Below are 20917 nucleotides of genomic sequence, written 5' to 3'. Positions count from 1 at the left end.
GATCCAAATGTGGGAGGGGGCTTGCCCCCGATAGCGGTGTGTCAGTCGATTCATCAGGTGACTGATTCAGCGCCATCGGGCATCGGTATCTACACCACTCTGGGTATGGCGCAGGACCTGTGGCGAGGGAGCTTGCTCCCGCTGGCGGCCTGACAGCTGGCCTGGATGTTGGATCAGACCGGGTACATATCCGTTATTTAGGTAACGGCTGCTATGGGTTCCGCCCTTACGGCGGCTCACTTTTGAAGAGCGCAAAAGTAAGCAAAACGCTCTTGCCCCAACACTCGGCACCTCGCTCACGCTCGGTGTGCCCGTAATCCGACAGGAATTTGGGGGGCCGCCGCCACGCGCCATCCATGGCGCGGGGCGGCTAAACCGGCATCCCTGCCGGTTTACCCCCAAATCCCTGTCGAATTACGGCCAGCGTGTTTGACGGGGCGCCTGAGATCAAAAGCTAGATCAAGATCAAGAGCGGCTCGCTTCGCATCGTGGTTAGGGTGGTTGTTAGAGTGCTGTGTAGATACCTCTGCTGCGATGAGGGGGTGTCAATCGATGATCCAAGGTGACTGACTCACCGCCATCGCCGGCAAGCCAGCCCCACATTTTGACTGCGTTCAGCCCTTGGCCGACTTGGCGCACTCGCAACCGGTGGCCGCCGAACACGGTTCACCATGGGCATGGTGCTCGGCACAGCCCTGGCAGCAATAGCCTTTACCGTCCTTCATTACCGCGTCAACACCCAGCACACACTTGCAGTGTGGGCAGGCACAGGTCTCATCTGGCATGGTCAGACTCCTTCTTCATGGTCGTCCCGGTGCGGCGGGCGCCGACACCTTAAGCAGTGACTGCGGCCCGTCGTCGATGGTTCAAACCATCAGTCGGTGCGGGTATTGCTGCGGTACATGAACACCAGCGCCAGCGCCAAACACGCCATTGCCACGATCCGGCTGCCCGACAGTTCGATGGCCGGGTTGCCCAGCCAGCCGAAGTTGTCGATCAGCATGCCCATGCCCAATTGACCGACGATGACCGCGACCGTGGCAACAGCCGTACCGACCACCGGCACTGCGCCGACCATCACCATCATGTAGACCACGCCGAACAGTGCGCCGGTGAGTTGCCATTTCGGCACGTCCAGCAGGCTCACCGCCTGGGCGGGCTCAAAGAACAGAATCAGCAACGCGGTGACAATCGCGCCCACCACGAAGGTCACCAGGCTGCCACGCAGTACACCTACCGTTTGGCCCAGGCGCCCATTGATGGCGGCCTGCACACTCAACACCGCCCCTGCGGCAACCACCACGACCAGTAACAGAATCAGATTCATCGCCTTAACCTCGTGCAATCAGAACAAGTGCCACCACAATCAGCGCCAGGGCAATCCAGCGCTCGCTATTGACCCGCTTGCGCGCCGCGCCAAACCAGCCGAAATGGTCGATGAGCACGCTCTTGCCAACCTGCCCGGACAAAATCGCGATCATGGTCATCGCGATACCGATATGCGGCGTGGCCAGCGTCAGCACCACCACGTAGATCGGCCCCAGGAAGCCGCCGATCAACTGCCAGCGCGGCAGCTCGGACAGCGCCGGGCCCTTTTGCGGGCCGCTGAACAGCAGCAGCAAAAACAGGATCGCCGAACCGACACCGAAGATGCTCAACGTCGCCCACAAATGCCCCACCTGCACACCCAAAGGCCCCAGCAAACCCGCCTCCACCGACAGGCCCATGCCGGCCAGGATCACCAGCGGCAATAACAGCAGCCGCAGGCCATTTTTTTTCGGCTTGGCGTGCGCCACGCCTTCGAGAGAACTTGCTTGCATACATCACCTGCACATCAACAAAGGATTGGATGGCGCGCATTATCCAGTGGCCGTCCTGTGCGATAAATGGGAGCATGCCGACAACACCTTTGCGTAAAACGCACAGCTTGGAGACGTGATGCAAGGCTTGAATGAATTGAGTTTCAAGGCGCTGCGCCTGTTTGTCGCCGTGCTGGACTTTGGCAGCTTCTCCGAAGTAGCACGCCGCGAGGGCCTGGCGCCCTCCTCCATTTCCCGGCAAATACAGTTGATGGAACAGGCGCTCGGCCAACAGTTACTGTATCGCCACACCCGTGCGGTCAGCCCCACCGAGGCCGGGCGCCTGCTCGGGCGGCATGCGAGGTTGATGCTGGAACAACTGGAAGCCGCCGGCCAGGCCCTGCAGGAACAGGAAAGCGAACCCAGCGGACTGGTGCGCATCAATGCGCCGATGGTCTTCGGCCAGCGCCACATTTCCCCTTGGCTGGGCGAATTGTGCCGGCGCTACCCCAAGCTGCAACTGGATATCCAGCAAACCGACACCTACGTCGACCCACTGCAAGATGGCACCGACCTCCTGTTCCGTATCGGCGTGCTCAACGACTCCAGCATGCAGGCACGCATCTTCGCGCCCCAGCGCTTTCGCCTCGCCGCCAGCCCCGCCTACCTGGCCCGGCACGGCACGCCCCAACACCCTGACGAACTCATCAACCACCAGTGCCTGGCCTACAAAGGCATCACCGGCCAGCAACGCTGGTTCTTCCGCAAGGGTCAGGCTGAGTGGACGCCTTATAGCGTCAAGGGCCCAATCACCGGTAACCACGCCGACACCCTGACCCACGCCGCCGAACAAGGGCTGGGGCTGGTGGTGTTTCCTTCCTGGTTGATCGGCGAAGGCTTGCGGGCGGGCACGTTGCAGGCGGTGCTGACGGAGTATGAAGTGGCGACTACCCTGGAGCCGCAGCAGATTGCGGCACTGTGGCCGGGCAGCCGGCGCTTGTCGCTGAAAGTGCGGACGGTGATTGATTACTTTGTGGAATGCTTTGGGGGGGTGCCGTATTGGGATCGGTGACCTGTAAGGGTCGAGGAGAACCAAGCTGTCGAAAAGAACCCAGCTACGAAGTAAATCCCCCTACAGCAATAGGTAGGTCCGTTCTGAATTTTTGGGCCAGTATTTCTCGCCTTGGTATGTTGCGGCAGACTTTGAGGGCATCTTTTTGAGAGATCTGCCATGAGATATCTGCCATGGAAGTCACGTACCAGAAAATATCGCGCCATGAGCGAGTCGCTTCAACCGGCGGTCGTGCCGTCTTTGATAGCGCACCTAGTTTTGGCTATATTTGGCCAAAATATGGGGGCAACCACATGATTACCGTTCCTCTGGGTGAAGCTAAAAATAATCTGTCGAAATTGGTTGATGAGGCCGCCGCGGGCAAGGTCATTACCATTGCCAAGCATGGACGTGCGATGGCACAGCTTGTGCCCCTCGGGAAATCCAAGGGTCGGCGAATCGGAGCTATGAAAGGTAAGCTCGTCATTCCCGAAGACTTCGATGCAGCGTTGCCTGACGATCTACTGGATGCCTTTGAAGGCAGCCGTCCATGAGAGTGTTGTTGGATACCCATATCCTGCTATGGGCGCTGACTGAAGACCCGAAGCTGTCCAGCAAAGCCAGGAAGCTGATTGAGAATGCAGCAGAGATTTACATCAGCGCTGCAACATTCTGGGAGATGGCAATCAAGGTCGGCCTGGGGAAACTCACTGTAGATCTGGAGGAAATCCGTGAGTACTGCCTCGAAAGCGGATTCGTCGAACTGCCCGTCACTTCAGAACATGCCATCGCGGTTAAGGATCTTGAGCATCATCACAAAGATCCTTTTGATCGGCTCATCGTGGCAACAGCCATGAGCGAACCGATGAAGCTGTTGACGGCCGATCCGCAAGTCGCCCAATACACGTCCTTGGCGATCCTGGTTTAGATCATTTCAATGGCTGCACCGCTTCGATCAGAACACCCACTGGCCAATCAGCCAGGCATTCGCCCCACTGATCACCGCAAACAGGAACCACGCCAACAACCGTGTCGGCAACCGATTCACGAACGGCCCCATCAACTGTTTATCGCCGGTCATGCGGATCAATGGATACAGCGCGAACGGCAACTGCAGGCTGAGCACCACCTGGCTGAGGATCAGCAGCTTGCCGATGGCATCGTCGCCCATCAGCCATACCCCCAGGAACGCCGGGATCAGCGCCAGCCCACGGGTGATCAGGCGCCGCTGCCAGCAGGGAATGCGCAGGTTGAGGTAGCCCTCCATGATCACCTGCCCGGCGATGGTGCCGGTGAAGGTTGAGCTTTGCCCGGACGCCAGCAAGGCGATGCCGAACAGGATGCTGGCGAACGCGCCGCCCACCAGGGGGTCGAGCAGGTGGTAGGCGTCCTGGATTTCGACCACATCGGTGTGGCCAGTCTTATGGAAGGCGGCAGCGGCGAGCACCAGGATCGCGGCGTTGACCAGCAGGGCCAGGGCGAGTGAACCGATGGTGTCGATGCGCGCCAGCTTGACCGCGTCCTGCTTGCTGGCTAGGTCCTTGCCGATCAGGCGAGTTTGCACGATGGAGCTGTGCAGGTAGAGGTTATGCGGCATTACCGTAGCCCCGAGAATACCGATGGCCAGGTACAGGGGCGCAGCATCGCTGATGGCCGACAGCGATGGGGTGAAACCGCTGAACACGTCCGGCCAGTAAGGTTTGATCAATACCAACTCGATAAAGAAGCACACGCCGATGGTCGCCACCAGCGCCAGCATGATCGCTTCCAGGCGGCGGAAACCGCGATTTTGCAGGGCAAGGATCAGTAAGGTATCGAAGGCAGTGATGACAATGCCGGTGGTCAGCGACACCCCCAGCAGCAGGTGAAAAGCCAGCGCACAGCCGAGCACTTCGGCAAGGTCGGTGGCAATGATGGAGATTTCCGCGAGCACCCATTGGGTGCGTGCGGAGCGCTTGCTATAGCGCTCGCGACACAGTTGCGCCAGGTCTTTGCCGGTGGCGATGCCCAACCGCGAGCACAGGCACTGCACCGCCATCCCCGCCAGGCTGGCCAGCAGCACCACGAACAACAGGCTGTAACCGTAGCGCGAGCCGGCTTCGATGGCCGTGGCCCAGTTGCCGGGGTCCATGTAACCAATGGAAATCAGCAGGCCCGGGCCGGCGAACATCAGCACGCGCTTGAAGAACGAAGCCCTGGGGTCAACGGCAACGGAGCCGGCCACTTCCGGCGGGCAAAACGGGGCGGTAGCGATTTTTGGCAGGCTGAATTTCACACGGTATCCCAGGCAAACACACTCGATAGAGACGCAGCTTATCAGTCGGACGCGACCGTGCGCATCACCGTCTCCCGTGGCAGGTCGAACGTCTCTACCACTTGCACCACCAGGTCCATCTCCTGGTTCAGCGCTTCACGCTCCATGCGCTGGCGAATCACACCAATCACCAGCACCGCCAGGGTGGTGATCGAATACGCCGGGCCGGAAAACGCACGCACCCCGCTCACCAGCAGCATCGCCGCAGCCAGGGCCTGGCCGACCACAGGAATAGCCGTGGCCGCACCACGACGCAGGATAAACCCGGTCAGCCCCGCCAGCGCCGTGCCGCTCAACGCGGTGGTGGCCGATCGGCCGACATCGAACCGGCTGAACAACCCCTGCTCCTTCTGCGCGGCGGCCTTGAGTTCCGCGTCGAACACCTGGCGGTCAGCGTTGCTGAGTTTGTCTTTGTACTGCTCAATGAGCTTCTCGGCGACCTGGGCCTCGAGCGCGGCCAACTCGACGGTATCCAGAGACTCGTCGAACTTGATACCCAGCCGTTGCACCACATCTTCGGCGATCTGGCGATAACTCACGCCGTGCCCGCGGGCCATGTTCATGAAGCTGTCACCGCCCATGCGCTGCAACTCGATGGCCAGCTTGAGCGGCTCACGAACATTGCCGTCTATAGATGCACTGCGTTTTTGCGCCATCAGTTCGGCGAGGAACTTCAACTCTTCGGGCCGCGCCTGCACCAGCGCCGGGAACAGCTCCGCGTCCTCTTCGGCAAACCGTACCTCAGGGCTGCGCTGGTCGGAACGGATCATGCCGCGTCGCTCGTGCAGCAGGTCGGTGTACTGCACCACCGTCTGCAACTGCGGCCAATAGGCGGCGTGATCGAACGTCGCCAAGTGCACGTTGGTGACCTTGGCTTTGAGCGCCGGCGTCACCGGGATCGCATAGCGGCCGATGCAACGTTCAGTGTCCGGTTTCAGCGCCAAGGCCCAGTCTTTGCTGGAGTGGCAATTGATCACACGCCCTTTAAGCGGCGCCGAGACGTCGTCCCACGGGCTCGATGTGCAGATCGCCCCGCCCATCAGCAACAGATTGTCCAATGGCAGCTCGCGGGCGGCCTCAGGGTTGGCCAGCAGGCTCTTGACCAGAATGCGCGCGCCAAGGGAATGGCCGATCAGATTGATACGCCGGACTGCCAGGGACTCGCCGTGCAGGTAGTTAGCCAGTTCAGGCAGCAGGCTCCTCGCGACTTCGTCCACCCGCGCCTCGACGCTTTTGTAGTGGTCGAGAAAATAGGCAATCGCCTTGCCCACGCCGACGGTCGCCGCGCCCAGGCTACCACCGCCGAGCATCGCGCCCATGACGTCCTTGAAGGGCGCAAACAGGTTTTCCAGGAAATGCCCCGCCGGCCAGAACAGCATCAGGTTGGTCGAGCCTTCGATGCCCGCCAACTGCGCCTTGAAGCTGCCCAGTTGTTGCCGGTTGAAGAACGCCGAATAACCGTGAACATAGAGATTGAGCACATCGCCCTGAGGCTCGCCGCACAGTAGGAACGTGGGCTTGCGGGTGCGGTGCATTTCATCCCACTGGTGCTGCATGGGGCGGTGACTCCTGGTGACAAGGGACGACGATAGTAACAAAGGGCGCGGCTCAGCGCGGTACCGCTGGGGGAAAAGGCACCACGTTGGCTAATGCCAGTCAGTTAAGGATGCACACAGTACCTGTGGCGAGGGAGCTTGCTCCCGCTGGGTCGCGAAGCGGCCCCAGCGCTTTGTTTCAAAAGACTGGGACTGCTACGCAGTCCAGCGGGAGCAAGCTCCCTCGCCACGGGTTACTTTTCGCTCTTGCTGCTTCTTAACTGACTGGCATTCACCACGTTGGCCCCCTCTTCCTTTCAGAAGATGGAAGCGGCCTTGGACTTGGCCAGGTAACGCGCCGGTGAATCCCCCAGGTTACGGCGAAACACCGAGGTGAACGCACTGGAGCTGCTGAACCCCAGCTCGAAGGCCACATCGGTGATGGACGAGCCATGGCTGAGCCGTGCAGTGGCCTCCAGCAGGCAGACCTGTTGGCGCCACGACACAAAGGTCATGCCCGTGCATTCACGAAAATTACGCGTGAAGGTACGCCGGCTCATGCTCGACCAATCGGCCATCTCGCCAATCGAGATTTTCTGCGTGGGCGCGTCAAGGAAGCGCTGACAAGAACGGGCCAGGCGCGATTCCGAAGGCAGCGGCGCACTCAACGGCAACTCGGGCATCGTGCCGATTTCATCGATCAGCAGGGTCAGCACACAACAATCACGCACGCTGGGCGAGGCAGAAGGCCCAATCGCCAGCGCCGCTTCCAATAGATGACGCAGCAGCGGCGAGACGCCAAACACCTGGCAATAGTCCTGCAACCCGGCGCGCCGGGCGGCGGCGTCGTCCAAGTAGGTGTTGAGCATCACCACGTCGCCGCGCATGTGCATCTCATGCGACACCCCACCCGGCACCCAGATCGCCCGCTGGGGTGGCACGACCCAATTACCCAGGTCGGTGAACATTTTCAACGCGCCTGTGGAGGCGTAGGCGAACTGCCCGCGTCGGTGAGTGTGGCGTGGAAATACTGTGCCGGACGGGTACTCGCGCAATGTCACCACCGCTTCGGGGCTGTCCGGTTTGTAAGGCGAAAAGGTGAAGGTCGGCGGCATGGCCCGATTTTGTCAAAGTATGACCTGACATAGCAAGCGGGCCATCACACCGCCACCTAGAATCATCGCTCCCCAAGTTGGGTTCATATCGAAGGGATATTCGGAAAATGACTGTCAAAAACTACTTGGACGTACGCGTGGACGGCGCTGTTTTGATGGTGGGACTCAACCGCCCGCAGAAGCGCAACGCCATGTCGCTGGAAGTCATGCACGAACTGCGCGAGACCTTCACCCACATCCCAGAAGGCATTGGTGCTGCGGTGCTCTACAGCACCAGCCAGCATTTCTGCACGGGGTTGGACCTGTCGGAAATCCGCGACCAGTCGGTGATCGATAACGTCCAGGCCTTTCGCGAATGGCACAAGACCTTCGAACTGATCCAGTTCGGCAAGGTGCCCGTGGTAGCCGCCATTACCGGTGCCGCCATCGGTGGCGGCCTGGAGATTGCCACCGCCTGCAGCCTGCGCGTGGTCGATGACAGCGCCTTCTTCTCGCTGCCCGAAGCGATGCGCGGCCTGTATGTCGGCGTCGGCGCCTCGGTGCGCTTCCCACGCATCGCCGGCATTGCCCTGATGACCGACATGATGCTCACCGGCCGCACGCTCTACGCCAAGGAAAGCTACGAGCGCGGCGTGGCCCAGTACCTGGTGCCGGTCGGCCAGGCGGTGCTCAAGGCCACCGAATTGGCGCACAAGATCGCCGGCAACCTGCCCATGACCAATTACGCGGTGACCCATGTGTTGCCACGCATTGTTGATCAAAGCCAGCAGGACGGGCTGATGACGGAAGCCTTGATTGCCGCCGTGGTGTCTTCCGACACCCGCACACAGGATCGCCTGGCGGATTTCCTGGATCGCAAGAAGGACAAGATCCAGACCGCGCCAGCGGTGTAACTCCCGGTCGTGAACGTTGCCGAGCGCACCTCGGCAAACCATGGATGGCCTTCACAACTCACTATCAACCGGTGAAACCATGTTTCAGCACAGCACTCAAGACGATCTTTATCGCAGCAATGACGCGACCGATGAACGATTGATCAAAATCGAACGCAGCTGGCACAAACGCGCACAGATCAAGCTCGACTCCCAACGCCCGGATATCCAGCTTGACCTGCAAGCGCCGGACTTTCTCGAGGCCCTGTTACCTTTCGCCCATGACCCGCACTACCAACACTACCCCCATGCCCTGAAGTTGCTGATCCTGTCGGCCGGCTGGGTGATCTACAACCAGAAAACCATCGCCATCGAAACCGAAATCATCTGCCCGTCCTGCATCGACCTGCTGCAGCTGGGCTCGCGCCTGAGCTCGGCCAGCGCCGCGACGATTTCCGAAACCCTGGCGGATGAGGCCTACCACACACTGTTCTCGATCAACATGTGTGAGCTGGCGATTACCCAGCGCGGCATGCGCATTAAATGGCCGGAGCTGGAGCTGACCCGCCACCTCAGCCAGGCCCAGGCCACGATGTCCGAGGCGGACTTCAAAATCTACCGCCTGGCGTTCTCGCTGGTCTCGGAAACTTTTATCAGCGACTACCTGGCCGACCTCAGTGACGCGCCGGACATCCAGCCGGTGTTTCGTCACGTGGTGGCCCTGCACAAAAAAGACGAGCTGGTGCACAAACACATCTTCCCGCTGTTCGTGCAGCAGGTGGTGGGTGACTTTACCCCGCAGCAAACCACGCTGTTCACCCGCGGCATCGCCAACTCCATCCGGATCTTCCCGATGCGCGAGATTTCGGCGTGGCGAATCATCCTGCCGCAGCTGCTTGAAGTGTTCGGTGATCGCTCACTGCTGTTGCCGACTCAATTCACCGAGACCGGCGAAGCAGACTACTCGGCCATGCCCGAGATCCTCAGTTCCATCGGTATACGCCCCGAAGCGGTGCTGCCTGAGCTGCATGGGATGAACGAACCGGTCATCACCGTTTGAACCCAGCGTGTCGCTGATCACTACAAATTCAATAGAGTAATTGTCATGTGTGGATACATTGGCGTCTTTGCCAAACAACCTCGTGCGTTCAACCCCAACCTGTTCGATGCCGCCCTGCGTGCGATCCATCATCGTGGCCCGGACAGCTCCAGCCAGTGGTTCGACCCCAAGGGCCAGGCCGCTTTCGGTTATGTGCGCCTGGGCCTGGTCGGCCTGGGTAACGGCACCCAGCCGATCGTCGCCGATGAAGGCGACCTGGTGATGATGGTCAACGGCGAGTTCTATGACTATCAACGCATTCGTACGGAGCTGGAGGGCTACGGTTGCCGCTTCAAGACCTCGTCCGACAGCGAAATCGCCATGCACCTGTACCGCCGTCACGGCGTACGCGGACTCAAGCAACTGCGCGGCGAGTTCTCCATTCTGATCTTCGATCGCCTGCGCAAAAAGCTGTTTGCCGTGCGTGACCGAGTGGGCGTCAAGCCGCTGTACTACACCGAGCATGAAGGCGCCTGGTACTTCGCGTCCGAAATCAAAGCCTTGCTCGCCGCCGGCGTGCCCGCAGAGTGGGACCACGAAGCCTACGCCAACCGGGGCTTTATCCTGCGCGACCGTACCGTGTTCAACAACATTCGCAGCGTCAAACCCGGCTGCTGGATCATCGCTGACGAAAGCGGCCTGCAAACCGAACAGTATTGGGACTGGGATTTCCCCGACGCCCAGGCCACCGAGCAACGCAGTGAAGCCGAGATGATCGACTCGCTGCGCCACACCATCGAAGAATCCGTGCGCCTGCGTTTGCACGCCGATGTGCCGGTGGGTGTGTGCCTCAGCGGCGGCCTGGACTCCTCGGCCATGCTGGGCATCGCCACCGAACTGACCGGCCAGCCGCTGCAGGCCTTCCACTTGTCCTTCGAAGGCGAGCAGGCCTACGACGAACGCCAGTACGCTGAAATTGCCGCCCGGCATAACCGCGCCCACCTCAATGTGCTGTCGGTGAACTCCGCCGACATGGCGGACAACTTCGAAAACGCTCTGTGGCACGCCGAGATGCCCTTCGCCAACGCCCATAGCGTGGCCAAGTACCTGCTGTGCAAATACGTGCAGAACCAGGGCATGCGCGCGGTATTGACCGGTGAAGGCGCCGACGAAGTCTTCGGTGGCTACCCGCACTATCGCCGCGACATGGTGTTGTACAACCACAAAAACCAAGACCCGACGGCAATCGCCGAGCTCGCCCGCCGCCTGCACGCCAGCGAAGATCGCTACCTGCCCGGCGGCAAGAACGATGTGAAATGGGTGCAGGACGAACTGGGCCACGGCGTGTCCTGGCTGCAAACCCAATCAGCGTTGTTCGGGCCTCTGGCGCAGTTGTACAGCGATGACTTCCGTGAGCGCTTCAGCAATACCGACGCCTATCGCGAGTTCTACGACCGTCTGAGCCCACGGGCGCTGAACGGCTGGGAACCGGTCAACCGCTCGCTGTACATGGTCGCCAAGTCGAGCCTGCCCAACGTGGTGCTGACCTCCCTGGGCGACCGCATGGAAATGGCCGGCAGCCTGGAAGGCCGCCCACCGCTGCTCGACCACCAAGTGATCGAGGCCGCCTGCCGCCTGCCGGTGAACATGAAAGTGCGCGGCGCCACCGAGAAATACGCCCTGCGCGAAGCCATGCGCCCGTATGTGCCGCAGGCCGTGCTGGACCGCAAGAAGCAATACTTCCGCGCGCCGCCGGCGTCCGAGAGCCCGCAATCGAAGCTGTATGAAATGATCAACGACGTGTTGAGCGGCCCGGCACTGAGCAACGTGCCGTTCTTCGAGCCACGTAAAGTACGCGCCTTGCTGGCAACCCTGCCAAGCTTGTCCCCCGCCCAACGCGCCTCGGCAGACAATCTGCTGATGGAAATCGCCGGGCTGTGCCTGATGCAAAAACGGTTCGCCTTGAACTGACTTTCCGGCGGCACATCGCAATTGCGCTGTGCCGCCTGACCCAAGGAGGGTCCATGCTGAAAAAACATTTGTCACTTGCCGTGCTCGTCACCCTGGTGTGGGGGGTCAATTTCCCCATCACCAAACTGGGCCTGCGCGCCATCGATCCGTTTGTGCTCACGGGTATCCGCTTTGCCCTCGCCGCCCTGCCGCTGGTGTTCTTTATCAAGCGTCCTGCCGTTAAATTCAGCTACGTGGCCGCCTACGGTTTTATCTTCGGGTTGGGCATGTGGGGCGTGATCAACTACGGCATCCAGGTGGGTGTGAGCCCTGGTATTGCCTCATTGATCATTCAACTCAGCGTGTTCTTCACCATGGGCTGGGGCTTTGTGCTGTTCAAAGAGAAGATCCGTGGCGCGCAGATGATCGGCGCGGTATTGGCCTTGATCGGCCTCGCTGGGATCATTTCCACCCAGCAAGGCAACCATGCCGTGCTGGGCGTGATGCTGATCGTCCTCAGTGCGGTGGCCTGGAGCGTGGGCAATGTGATCATCAAGAAGTCCGGGGTGAAAGAGATCTTCTCATTCATGGTGTGGGCCAGCCTGATCCCGCCGATTCCGCTGTTCCTCACGGCCTGGCTGATGCACGGCAGCGCCGCGTTCGAAGGTTTGCAAGCCAGCCTCGACCTGACGGCGATCCTGTCGATCCTGTTCCAGGTGTATTTGGCCACGCACTTTGCGTACTGGGGCTGGAACTCGCTGCTCAAGCTGTACCCGGTGTCCACCGTGGCGCCCCTGTCGTTGCTGATCCCGGTATTCGGCATTACCAGCTCCATGCTGATGCTCGACGAGCGCATTTCCACGCCTAACCTGATCTCGATCGGCATCATCATCGCCGGGTTGGCGGTGGGGTTGTATCGCCGGCCGGCGAACCTGGCTCCAACCAGCCAAGGCGCGGTGATGCAGGCGGAAAAGTAAGCCCGCACGAAAAAGCCCGGCGCATGGCCGGGCGACTGCCAACCTTCAATACGCGAAATTGTCGATCTTGACCTGGCCATCGGGGAAGGTCGCGATAATCTCCAGTTCGCCGCCCATTGCACGGATGTAATCGCGCAACGTGCTGATGTACATGTCGGTACGCCGCTCCATCTTGGAAACGGCCGCCTGGTTGATGTTCAATGCCTTCGCCAGGCTTTGCTGGCTCAACTGTTGGGCTTTGCGCAGCTCATGCAGGGGCATTTGCTGCAGGTGTTGCTGGAACAACTGCTTGGCTTCAGCACGCGCTTGTGGCGTCATGCGGGCTTGAAGTTCGGCGAATTTCTTAGCCATGGTTACGGCCCTCTCTACACAAAGTTTGCAAATGTACGTCGTACAACTTTTCTGCCACCGGGACGTGTTGGTCATACCAGCGGTGCTGCCCGGTCTTGTCCCCACCCATCAGTAATACCGCGCATCGCCGTGGATCAAATGCGTACAGCACCCGATAAGGGCGCCCCGCGTGTTGTAGGCGCAGTTCCCGCAGGTTGCCGTGCCGGGAACCTTTGATATCGCTGCTGTGGGGAAAGCCCAAGCCCGGTCCGAAAAGCCCCAGCAGGTCAACGCTGGCGGATACCGACACTTGCTCCTTTGTCCCCAAACCCGCCCACCAGTCTCCGAATTCATCCGTGTATTCAATGTCCCAATCCATGCAAATATGCCATCCAAGGAATATAAACTCAAGAGCATAAAACGTAGTAGATAAACTGGACGAGCCGCCACCCGCCGCCCTTGGGAAATTGTTTGTACATCCTTCCGCCCTGACAGCAGCACGCGCTGCAAAAACACAATTATCGACCTGTAAAAAGCGCTCTAATACCCGCCTGTTGATTGGTTTTAAAGATCCTGGAGTTCGCAATGCCCCATGAAGGCAACCTGTTACAAGCAGCCGTGGTGTTCCTGCTCGCCGCCGTGCTGACCGTGCCCCTGGCCAAACGCCTGCAACTGGGCGCGGTGCTGGGCTATCTGTTCGCCGGTGTGATCATCGGCCCGTCGGTGCTGGGGTTGATCGGCAACCCGCAAAGTGTCGCGCAGTTCTCCGAGCTGGGCGTGGTGCTGCTGCTGTTTATCATCGGGTTGGAGCTGTCGCCCAAGCGTTTATGGGTGATGCGCAAGGCGGTATTCGGCGTCGGCCTGGCCCAGGTGCTGCTCACGGGCCTGGTGATGGGTGTTGTCGCGTTATGGCTGTTTGGCCAGTCGTGGAACAGTGCCATCGTGCTCGGCCTTGGCCTGGCGCTCTCCTCCACCGCGTTTGGCCTGCAAAGCCTGGCCGAGCGCAAAGAGCTGAACCAACCCCATGGTCGCCTGGCGTTTGCCATTTTGCTGTTCCAGGACATCGCTGCGATCCCGCTGATCGCCATGGTGCCGCTGCTGGCCGGCAGCGATCACCCGACCACCGAAGCCCAGGGCCTGCAGCATGTGTTGCAGATCCTCGGCAGCATCGCCGTGGTGATCATCGGCGGTCGCTACCTGTTGCGGCCGGTGTTTCGCATCGTCGCCAAGACTGGCCTGCGTGAAGTCTCCACCGCTACGGCGTTGCTGGTGGTGATCGGTACCGCCTGGTTGATGGAGCTGGTGGGCGTGTCCATGGCCCTAGGCGCCTTCCTCGCCGGCCTGCTGCTGGCGGATTCGGAATACCGCCACGAACTGGAATCCCAGATCGAACCGTTCAAGGGCCTGCTGCTGGGCCTGTTCTTTATCAGCGTGGGCATGGGCGCCAACCTCAGCCTGCTGCTCAGTTCGCCGCTGGTGGTGATCGGGCTGACGCTGCTGCTGATCGGCCTGAAGCTGCCGCTGTTGTACGCGGTGGGCCGTATGGTCGGTGATCTCAATCGCGAGAGCGCCCTGCGCCTGGGTGTGGTGCTGGCAGCGGGCGGTGAGTTTGCTTTTGTGGTGTTCAAGATCGGCCGCGACCAAGGCCTGTTCGACCCCCACCTTTACGATGTGCTCGTACTGACCATTACCCTGTCCATGGCGGTGACGCCGCTGCTGCTGTTGGTGTGCCCGAAGCTGTTCAAGCCCAAGGTCAAGACCGTGGAAGTGCCCGAGGAATACCGCACCATCGAAAGCGACGCGCCGCGTGTGGTGATCGCCGGGATGGGCCGTATGGGCCAGATCGTGGCGCGGATCCTGCGCGCGCAGAACATCTCGTTTATCGCGCTGGACACCTCGGTGGAAACCATCGAGCTGACCCGCAGCTTCGGCGGCATGCCGGTGTTCTACGGTGACCCGCAACGCCCCGAGATCCTGCACGCGGCCAAAGTCGACCAGGCGGAGTTTTTTGTGATCGCCATGGACGACCCGGAGATCAACATCAAGACCGCCGAGCTGGTGCGCAACCTCTACCCGCACATGAAGATCATCGCCCGCGCACGTAACCGCCAGCACGTGCACCGCCTGGTCGACCTGGATGCCTCGCCGATTCGCGAGACCTTCTACTCCAGCCTCGAAATGAGCCGCCGCACCCTGGTCGGCCTGGGGTTGAGCCAGGCCCAGGCCGATGCGCGCATCACCCGCTTCAAAAACCATGACTTGCAGGTGCTGGCCGCGCAACACGCGGTCTACGACGACGCCGCCAAAGTCATGCAAACCGCCCAGGAAGCCCGGGCTGAATTGGCAAGGCTGTTTGAAATGGATCGGCTTGAGGAAGAGTCCGACAAGGTGTGAGGCTTCGGATGAACGATTTTGCGAAAATTCTGACAGAATACGCCGCAATTTCGTTCATCCCTGGAGCGCTTCATGGCCACTTTCACCAAGACCGCCGCCTTGCTGGTCCTCGCGCTGACCGCCGGCAGCGTGTTCGCCGCCGCTAAGCCAACCACGCAAACCATCTCCACCTTGGGCGGCAAGTTCACCTTCAACCTGCCCAAGGCCTACGCTGCCGACACCCTGCCCGCCGGCAAAGCCGAAGATGGCACCGCCGATACCCAAGGCACGATGTACGCTAACCAGACCACGAAAAGTGTGGTGATCGTCGCCGAAACCGTGCGCAACGATGGGGTAACCATCGGGGATAACGACGCGAAATTCCTTGATGGCGCCGTGGCCGGCTTCGTCAAGGACCAAGGCGCTGCGCTGCCTGACTTCAAGAAACAGGGCGAGAAGAAACTGACCTTCAAGGGCCTGGGCCTGCGCCAGGTGGACAGCACCGCCACCCAAGGCGGCGGCAAGACGCTGAACTCCACGTTCCTGGCCGGTTCGGGCAATCACTTGCTGGTGATTCAGGCGATTTCGCGCGCGGATGATGCGAAGGGGCATGCGGCGCTGGTGAAGTTGATTACCGGCGGGAAATAACAGTCTTCCCAACAACTCGGTCCAAATGTGGGAGCAAGCCCCCTCCCACAGTGTTCGACCGCGTTTAATTCAGGCTTTTTTCCAGCCAGGCTTTGAGGTCCTGCACTTCCGCTGCACTGACGGTATGGTTCATTCCCGAATAACCATGAAACTCCGGCTTCAACCCCAACCCCGCCAACACCTCATTCGCCCGGGTCGCCGAGGTAAAGGGCAACGCCTGGTCCAACGTGCCGTGGCCGATGAAGATCGCCAATTTACCCAGTGACTCATCCGGCTTCAGCTCAGCCTTGAGCACCGGCAACACGCTGCCACTCAACGCCGCAATCCCACGCACCAGCTCCGGCCGGCGCAAGCCCACCTCGTAGGACATGATCGCGCCCTGGCTGAAGCCGACCAGGAACACACGGTCAGGTTGAGTGTGGTACTTGGTGGTGGCTTTGCCGACAAAATCCTCGATCAACGTGGCGCTGCGCTGCAGGTCGGCGGTCTCCCCATCGTAATCGCCGTCACCGGGCGTCTTGGTAAACCAGCGATAGCCGTGCGGGTCCACCGGCATCGGCGCACGGGCCGACAGGTAAGTCCAGGTAGACGGCAGCGCATCCTTGATGCCGAACAAGTCTTCCTCGTTGCTGCCAAACCCGTGCAGGAAGATCACCAGCGGCTGGTTGCGCGCATCGCCCTGGGTCTGTTCCAGGTACGACAACGGCAAGTCGGTATGCAGCGTATCGTCGGCATGAGCGGCACCGGCCACCAGGGTCAGCGCCAGGGCAAACAATTTGAGCATGGGACGTTACCTCAGGGTTTGCGGAGCAGATAAGTGTCCATGATCCAGCCATTTTGCAGGCGCGCCGCCTTGCGCACCCGTTCGATTTCTTCAGCCACTTCACTCACTTTGCCACTGATCAGTATCTCGTCCGGGGTGCCCAGGTAGGCGCCCCAATAGATATCCAGATCCTGCGCCGCCACCGTACGGTACGAGTCTTCGGCGTCGAGCATGACCACCAAGGTGTCGGCGTCGCTGGCCTGCCCCGCCGCCAGACGGCGCCCGGTCGTGATCTCGACCGACTTGCCGATGCGGTTCAGCGGGACTTTGTGCTGGGCGGCCAGGGCCTGCACGCTGGTGATGCCGGGGATAACTTCAAACTCAAAGGTGCAGCGGCCACTGGCCAGGATCGCCTGCAGGATGCGAATGGTGCTGTCGTACAACGCAGGGTCGCCCCAAGCCAGGAAAGCGCCCACTTCACCGTCAGCCATTTCTTCGTTGATCATGCGTTCGAAGGTCTGCTGCTTGTCGCGGTTGAGGTCCTGCACGGCGGTGGTGTAATCGATGTCGCCGCGCACACGCTCGGGGCAATCGGCCTCGACGAAGCGGTAGCCCGGTTCGGTGATGTAGGTCTCGCAGATCTCGCGGCGCAGGTCGATCAACTTGTCTTTGCTCTGGCCCTTGTCCATCAGGAAAAACACGTCGGTGCGGTTGAGCGCCTTCACGGCCTGCATCGTGATGTAGTCAGGGTTGCCGGCGCCAATGCCGATGATCAGGATGCGTTTCATGGGTTGCTCTCAGTGCGGGGCGTGGATTTTGCCATGTTCAGGCGCCTAGGCGTGAGTGTCCAGGCGCAGGCGCCAGAGGTTGTTGAAACGCAGCTCAGTGGCGGACAGCGGTTCGACGTCGATCCGGTAGAACATCGACAGTGGAAACTGCATGACATGCCACATCGCGGCACGGATCACAAAGGGATGAGTGATGGCCACGACATGGCCGGGCTGGGATTCGAGGGTTTTCATCCACTCTCCCACCCGCCAGCAGATCTGCTCGACCGACTCGCCCCCATGGGGCGCGCACGTGGCGTCAGTGAGCCAAGTGTTCAGCGTCTCACTGTCCAACTGGCCGATGTCCTGGCCCTTCCACTGCCCGAAATCAGCATCGCGCAACGCGAACTCGATCACCCCGTCATCGCCGAACAAGCCTGCCGTCTGCCGCGTCCTGGCCTCGGGCCCACATAACAGGCGCCGGGTTTTCTTATAGCGATCAGCCAGCGACAACGCCGAGCCTTGCCAATCCATCACCACCGCCTCGTCATCAGGAAAACGCCCCTGTTTTTGCAGAGGCGTGACGGCGTGGCAAATGAGCGTCAAACGAGTGGTGTGCATTGCAGAGTGCTTGAGACCAAAAAGATAAGGCCTCAAGACTGGCGCAGTTATGGCTGGGGCGCAACGCCTTGTGCCAGGTAGAGCACGTGGTAACCCGTGCCTTGACGCGCCTCGTCGAGCGCTGCGGACGACAACGTAAACCGAACCAACCGCCAAGCCTGTACATCCAGCGCCATGAACACCGCGAACGTGTCACTGCGCCCCGCCACCTGCTGATTACGCCGTTTCTCCTCGGCCAATAGGCTGGCGCGGTCCGCTCCGGGCTCCAGCGGCCACGCCTCGCGATACAAACTCAACGCGCCCTGCGCCGGCCCCCACTGCACATCCAGCGGTAACCAGCTCTCGATATGTGGGCGACCAAAGCTGTCGAGCACTTTCTGAAAACGCTCGCCGAGTAAAAAGTCAGCGGCCTGCAACGGATCGGCCCACAAGTAGACCGACGAATACACATTGCCGCCGCGCTCCTGGGCGATAAACGCCTTGAACAGCAACCCCTCGGCGTTATCCCACAATGGCCCCAATTGCGCAGCGCGGCGGCGAATCACGCCCATGTCGTAGTCGGCAGGCAAACGGTGTGAATACTGTTTGGCAAACATGCGAGAACTCCTGTGCAAGATGAGGATTCAGCTTGCGCAGCCGCGATGATTTCAACAAGATATCAGCCGATATAAGTGCGATAAGGATTGAATATGACTGACGCGCTCAAACCGCTGGACATCGACACCGTCCAGGCTTTCGTACGGGTGGCCGATTTCGCCAGTTTCACCCGCGCCGCCGAAGCCCTCGACACCTCCCAGGCGGCGATCAGCCTCAAGCTCAAGCGCCTGGAAGAACGCCTCGGCTATCGCTTGCTCGAACGCACGCCCCGGCATGTGCGGCTGTCGCCCCAAGGCGAACACTTCATCGTCGCCGCCCGCGCCTTGCTCAACGCCCATGAACGCGCCTTGGGCGATATGGCCAGCCACGCACTCCGCCGCCTGGTGATCGGTATCAGCGACCACGTGGCCGGTCCCGACTTGCCAACCTGGCTCAGCCGCCTGGCCGCCTACGACCCGTTAGTGATCCTCGAAGTGCGCATTGCCTCCTCCCGCGAGCTGGTCGCCGCCTTCGATCGCAACGAGCTGGACGCCGTGATCGTGCGCAACGAGGGCGACCGCCAAGACGGCGAAGTATTGGCGGTGGAACGTTTTGGCTGGTTCGCCGCCCCCACCTGGCAACACAGCCCCGGCACGCCCCTGCGCATGGCGACCATGGCCGCGCCCTGCGGCGTGCGGCACTTGGCGACCCGTGCACTGGACGCGGCGCGCATCGACTGGACCGAAGTATTTGTCGGCGGCGGCGTCATGGCCGTCGGCGCCGCCGTCAGCGCCGGACTCGGCGTCGCCGCCCTCGCCCACCGCGTGGCACCGTCTGGCGCGGTGGACGTGAGCGAGCAATACGGCTTGCCCGCCCTCCCCGTGAGTGAAGTGGTGCTTTACAGCCGTATCAGCGATGGCCGCTCCAAGGAAACCTTGCGCGCATTAAGCGCAACCTTCCGGGGTGCATTGCAACGCTGAGTTCAGATTGGCCCGCCTGCCTTTCTGTCACCTTGCCTGGCCCGCCGCACACCGTAGTGAGCGGGCTTGCCCCGCGCTGGGTGGCGAAGCCGCCCTAAACCAGGCGCCGCTATTCCTTCTGAAGAACCGCGCTGTCCTTATTGGGGCGGCTTCGCCACCCAGCGCGGGGCAAGCCCGCTCACTACAAGGTAGGTGCGTTGGAGTCAAACCACTCGCGCCGTCCTTCAAACGTGCCCACGATCAATTCTACGATCATCCTTACCGCCTCAGCATCCTCCACCTGCGTATTCACCGCCAACCATACCTGCCGCTGCATGCGCGCCTCCAACAACCCCGGCAACGCCACCAAGCCTCGGTCAAAACTGCTCATGTAATGCGGCAGCAACCCAATGCACGCACCGCAGCGAATCATCTCCAGCATCAGCGAATACGCATGCACCTGCACCACTGCCGCCAAGCGTTGCTGCACCACCTGGTTCCAGGCCTGCAAAGCCTCCACCTGCGCATCGGGCTGCCATTGCACCAGCATGTAATCGTCGAGGTCTTCCACACTGTCCGGGCGTGTCGTCAACCGCGAATAACGCTTGGCGATATGCGGCAGATACTGCAAGCGCGCCAGGGCTCGCGGCGGTTCAGTGGGAAAACTCGGGCCGGGGCTCGGGCCGTCGGCATCCGACAACCACAGCACCACATCCACATCCACCGCTTGCAGGGACAACTGGCTGTCGATGGAGATGATCTCCAGGCGCACGCTGGCATTGCGGCGCAGCAAGGCGATCAGGTCGCGACCCAGGATGTCATGCAGGATCGGCTCCGCCACCGCCAGCCGAATCAATGGCTGCTCCGTCACCGGCAAGCGGCGTTCATGGGCCAGGGCGATCAGCTGCGCCTGCAATTGCTGGCCGTCGCGGCTGAGCACCAAACCATTGCCCTGGTAGCTGAACAGCGAATGCCGCAGCTGCTCTTCCAACTGCGCCAGGCGCTTGCGCAGCAGCGTCGCCTTGATATTCAAGCTGCGCGCCGCTTGCATGAAACACCCGCAGCGCGCACTCACCAGAAAGTAGCGCGCCACCTCCGGGTCGATCTCATCGGCCAAGGCCAGCCAGCGGCTGCGCCCCTCGGCGGGTGCGCGATAAGCGGCGGGCCCCTGGGGGGCAGACGGTTCTAGAAATGCCATGGGAGACTCCTTGTCTTGTGGTCTGTGCAT

General features: G+C 61.0%; 23 protein-coding genes. 10 read left to right on the top strand and 13 right to left on the bottom strand.

Translation table 11 applies throughout. The features are described from left to right. Positions 1-614 precede the first annotated feature (614 nt). The 3 genes from BM403_RS29405 to BM403_RS29395 form a co-directional block, all read right to left on the bottom strand. The gene (locus BM403_RS29405; protein WP_012723680.1) at positions 615-785 is read right to left on the bottom strand and encodes a metallothionein; all 171 of its coding nucleotides are present in this window, start codon (positions 783-785) and stop codon (positions 615-617) included. A gap of 89 nt (positions 786-874) precedes the next feature. Then, entirely contained in the window at positions 875-1327 is a 453-nt protein-coding gene (locus BM403_RS29400; RefSeq protein WP_012723679.1) for a DMT family transporter, read from the bottom strand. A 4-nt stretch (positions 1328-1331) separates the two neighbouring features. Continuing rightward, positions 1332-1820 carry a DMT family transporter gene (locus BM403_RS29395; RefSeq protein WP_043205192.1) on the bottom strand — a complete coding sequence of 163 codons (489 nt, stop codon included), beginning with the start codon at positions 1818-1820 and terminating at the stop codon, positions 1332-1334. 118 nt (positions 1821-1938) lie between these two features. Between BM403_RS29395 and BM403_RS29390 the strand changes: the two genes are divergently transcribed. The 3 genes from BM403_RS29390 (at position 1939) to BM403_RS29380 (ending at position 3778) form a co-directional block, all read left to right on the top strand. Continuing rightward, on the top strand, positions 1939-2871 hold the full coding sequence (locus tag BM403_RS29390) for a LysR family transcriptional regulator (protein ID WP_064054414.1): 933 nt from the start codon (positions 1939-1941) through the stop codon (positions 2869-2871). A gap of 173 nt (positions 2872-3044) precedes the next feature. Then, a complete protein-coding gene (locus BM403_RS29385; RefSeq protein WP_256577242.1) occupies positions 3045-3404 on the top strand; it encodes a type II toxin-antitoxin system Phd/YefM family antitoxin in 360 nt (119 codons plus the stop codon). Beyond that, positions 3401-3778, top strand: a complete 378-nt coding sequence (locus BM403_RS29380) for a type II toxin-antitoxin system VapC family toxin (RefSeq protein WP_012723675.1) — start codon at positions 3401-3403, stop codon at positions 3776-3778. The genes BM403_RS29385 and BM403_RS29380 overlap by 4 nt, the downstream gene beginning before the upstream one ends. Positions 3779-3805: 27 nt before the next feature. On the opposite strand, the gene BM403_RS29375 is transcribed toward BM403_RS29380, so the two are convergent. The 3 genes from BM403_RS29375 to BM403_RS29365 all read right to left on the bottom strand — a co-directional run bounded on the left by BM403_RS29375 (position 3806) and on the right by BM403_RS29365 (position 7814). Beyond that, entirely contained in the window at positions 3806-5125 is a 1320-nt protein-coding gene (locus BM403_RS29375; protein ID WP_093546619.1) for an Nramp family divalent metal transporter, read from the bottom strand. A gap of 41 nt (positions 5126-5166) precedes the next feature. Continuing rightward, on the bottom strand, positions 5167-6720 hold the full coding sequence (locus BM403_RS29370; protein ID WP_093546616.1) for a DUF726 domain-containing protein: 1554 nt from the start codon (positions 6718-6720) through the stop codon (positions 5167-5169). Between the two features lie 296 nt (positions 6721-7016). Further along, complete coding sequence (locus BM403_RS29365; protein WP_012723672.1) at positions 7017-7814, bottom strand: AraC family transcriptional regulator; 798 nt, start codon at positions 7812-7814, stop codon at positions 7017-7019. Between the two features lie 107 nt (positions 7815-7921). On the opposite strand from BM403_RS29365, the gene BM403_RS29360 reads away from it, so the two are divergent. The 4 genes from BM403_RS29360 (at position 7922) to BM403_RS29345 (ending at position 12652) form a co-directional block, all read left to right on the top strand. Beyond that, positions 7922-8707, top strand: coding sequence for a crotonase/enoyl-CoA hydratase family protein (locus BM403_RS29360; RefSeq protein ID WP_043205189.1), 786 nt, complete (start codon positions 7922-7924; stop codon positions 8705-8707). A gap of 79 nt (positions 8708-8786) precedes the next feature. After that, positions 8787-9746: a diiron oxygenase gene (locus BM403_RS29355; protein ID WP_046036719.1), complete on the top strand. Its 960-nt coding sequence runs from the start codon at positions 8787-8789 to the stop codon at positions 9744-9746. Positions 9747-9791: 45 nt separating this feature from the next. Next, positions 9792-11696 (top strand): asparagine synthase (glutamine-hydrolyzing), encoded by a 1905-nt coding sequence (gene asnB / locus BM403_RS29350; RefSeq protein ID WP_093546614.1) that lies wholly within the window; start codon positions 9792-9794, stop codon positions 11694-11696. Positions 11697-11749: 53 nt separating this feature from the next. Further along, entirely contained in the window at positions 11750-12652 is a 903-nt protein-coding gene (locus BM403_RS29345; protein WP_012723668.1) for an amino acid metabolite efflux pump, read from the top strand. A 45-nt stretch (positions 12653-12697) separates the two neighbouring features. Here the strand turns inward: BM403_RS29345 and BM403_RS29340 are convergent, their stop codons facing one another. Together BM403_RS29340 and BM403_RS29335 are read right to left on the bottom strand one after the other, a co-directional pair. Beyond that, positions 12698-13003, bottom strand: a complete 306-nt coding sequence (locus BM403_RS29340) for an XRE family transcriptional regulator (protein WP_012723667.1) — start codon at positions 13001-13003, stop codon at positions 12698-12700. Next, positions 12996-13361: a type II toxin-antitoxin system RelE/ParE family toxin gene (locus tag BM403_RS29335; RefSeq protein WP_012723666.1), complete on the bottom strand. Its 366-nt coding sequence runs from the start codon at positions 13359-13361 to the stop codon at positions 12996-12998. Before BM403_RS29335 ends, BM403_RS29340 begins: the two co-directional genes overlap by 8 nt. A gap of 206 nt (positions 13362-13567) precedes the next feature. On the opposite strand from BM403_RS29335, the gene BM403_RS29330 reads away from it, so the two are divergent. Both BM403_RS29330 and BM403_RS29325 read left to right on the top strand, forming a co-directional pair. Beyond that, positions 13568-15376, top strand: coding sequence for a monovalent cation:proton antiporter-2 (CPA2) family protein (locus tag BM403_RS29330; RefSeq protein ID WP_093546611.1), 1809 nt, complete (start codon positions 13568-13570; stop codon positions 15374-15376). Between the two features lie 72 nt (positions 15377-15448). Next, a complete protein-coding gene (locus tag BM403_RS29325; RefSeq protein WP_012723664.1) occupies positions 15449-16003 on the top strand; it encodes a DcrB/PsbP domain-containing protein in 555 nt (184 codons plus the stop codon). Positions 16004-16067: 64 nt separating this feature from the next. Here BM403_RS29325 and BM403_RS29320 read toward each other — a convergent pair whose 3' ends face one another. From BM403_RS29320 to BM403_RS29305, 4 genes are read right to left on the bottom strand one after another with little or no spacing between them, the layout of a single operon-like run. Then, positions 16068-16787: an alpha/beta hydrolase gene (locus tag BM403_RS29320; RefSeq protein WP_093546608.1), complete on the bottom strand. Its 720-nt coding sequence runs from the start codon at positions 16785-16787 to the stop codon at positions 16068-16070. A gap of 11 nt (positions 16788-16798) precedes the next feature. After that, on the bottom strand, positions 16799-17554 hold the full coding sequence (gene cobF / locus BM403_RS29315; RefSeq protein WP_012723662.1) for a precorrin-6A synthase (deacetylating): 756 nt from the start codon (positions 17552-17554) through the stop codon (positions 16799-16801). Between the two features lie 45 nt (positions 17555-17599). After that, a complete protein-coding gene (locus BM403_RS29310) occupies positions 17600-18154 on the bottom strand; it encodes a histidine phosphatase family protein (protein ID WP_093546606.1) in 555 nt (184 codons plus the stop codon). Positions 18155-18201: 47 nt separating this feature from the next. Continuing rightward, positions 18202-18750 (bottom strand): DUF4865 family protein, encoded by a 549-nt coding sequence (locus tag BM403_RS29305; protein ID WP_093546603.1) that lies wholly within the window; start codon positions 18748-18750, stop codon positions 18202-18204. Between the two features lie 93 nt (positions 18751-18843). Here BM403_RS29305 and BM403_RS29300 point away from each other — a divergent pair, with 93 nt between their 5' ends. Continuing rightward, positions 18844-19710: a LysR family transcriptional regulator gene (locus tag BM403_RS29300; protein WP_093546600.1), complete on the top strand. Its 867-nt coding sequence runs from the start codon at positions 18844-18846 to the stop codon at positions 19708-19710. Between the two features lie 181 nt (positions 19711-19891). Here BM403_RS29300 and BM403_RS29295 read toward each other — a convergent pair whose 3' ends face one another. After that, positions 19892-20887 (bottom strand): LysR family transcriptional regulator, encoded by a 996-nt coding sequence (locus BM403_RS29295; RefSeq protein WP_012723658.1) that lies wholly within the window; start codon positions 20885-20887, stop codon positions 19892-19894. Positions 20888-20917: the final 30 nt, after the last annotated feature.

Origin of the sequence: Pseudomonas sp. OV546 (genome assembly GCF_900116845.1) — a bacterium.
Lineage (GTDB): Bacteria > Pseudomonadota > Gammaproteobacteria > Pseudomonadales > Pseudomonadaceae > Aquipseudomonas > Aquipseudomonas petroselini.
Note: the sequence above shows the minus strand (reverse complement) of the source record. Positions and strands in the feature narration are given on the sequence as shown.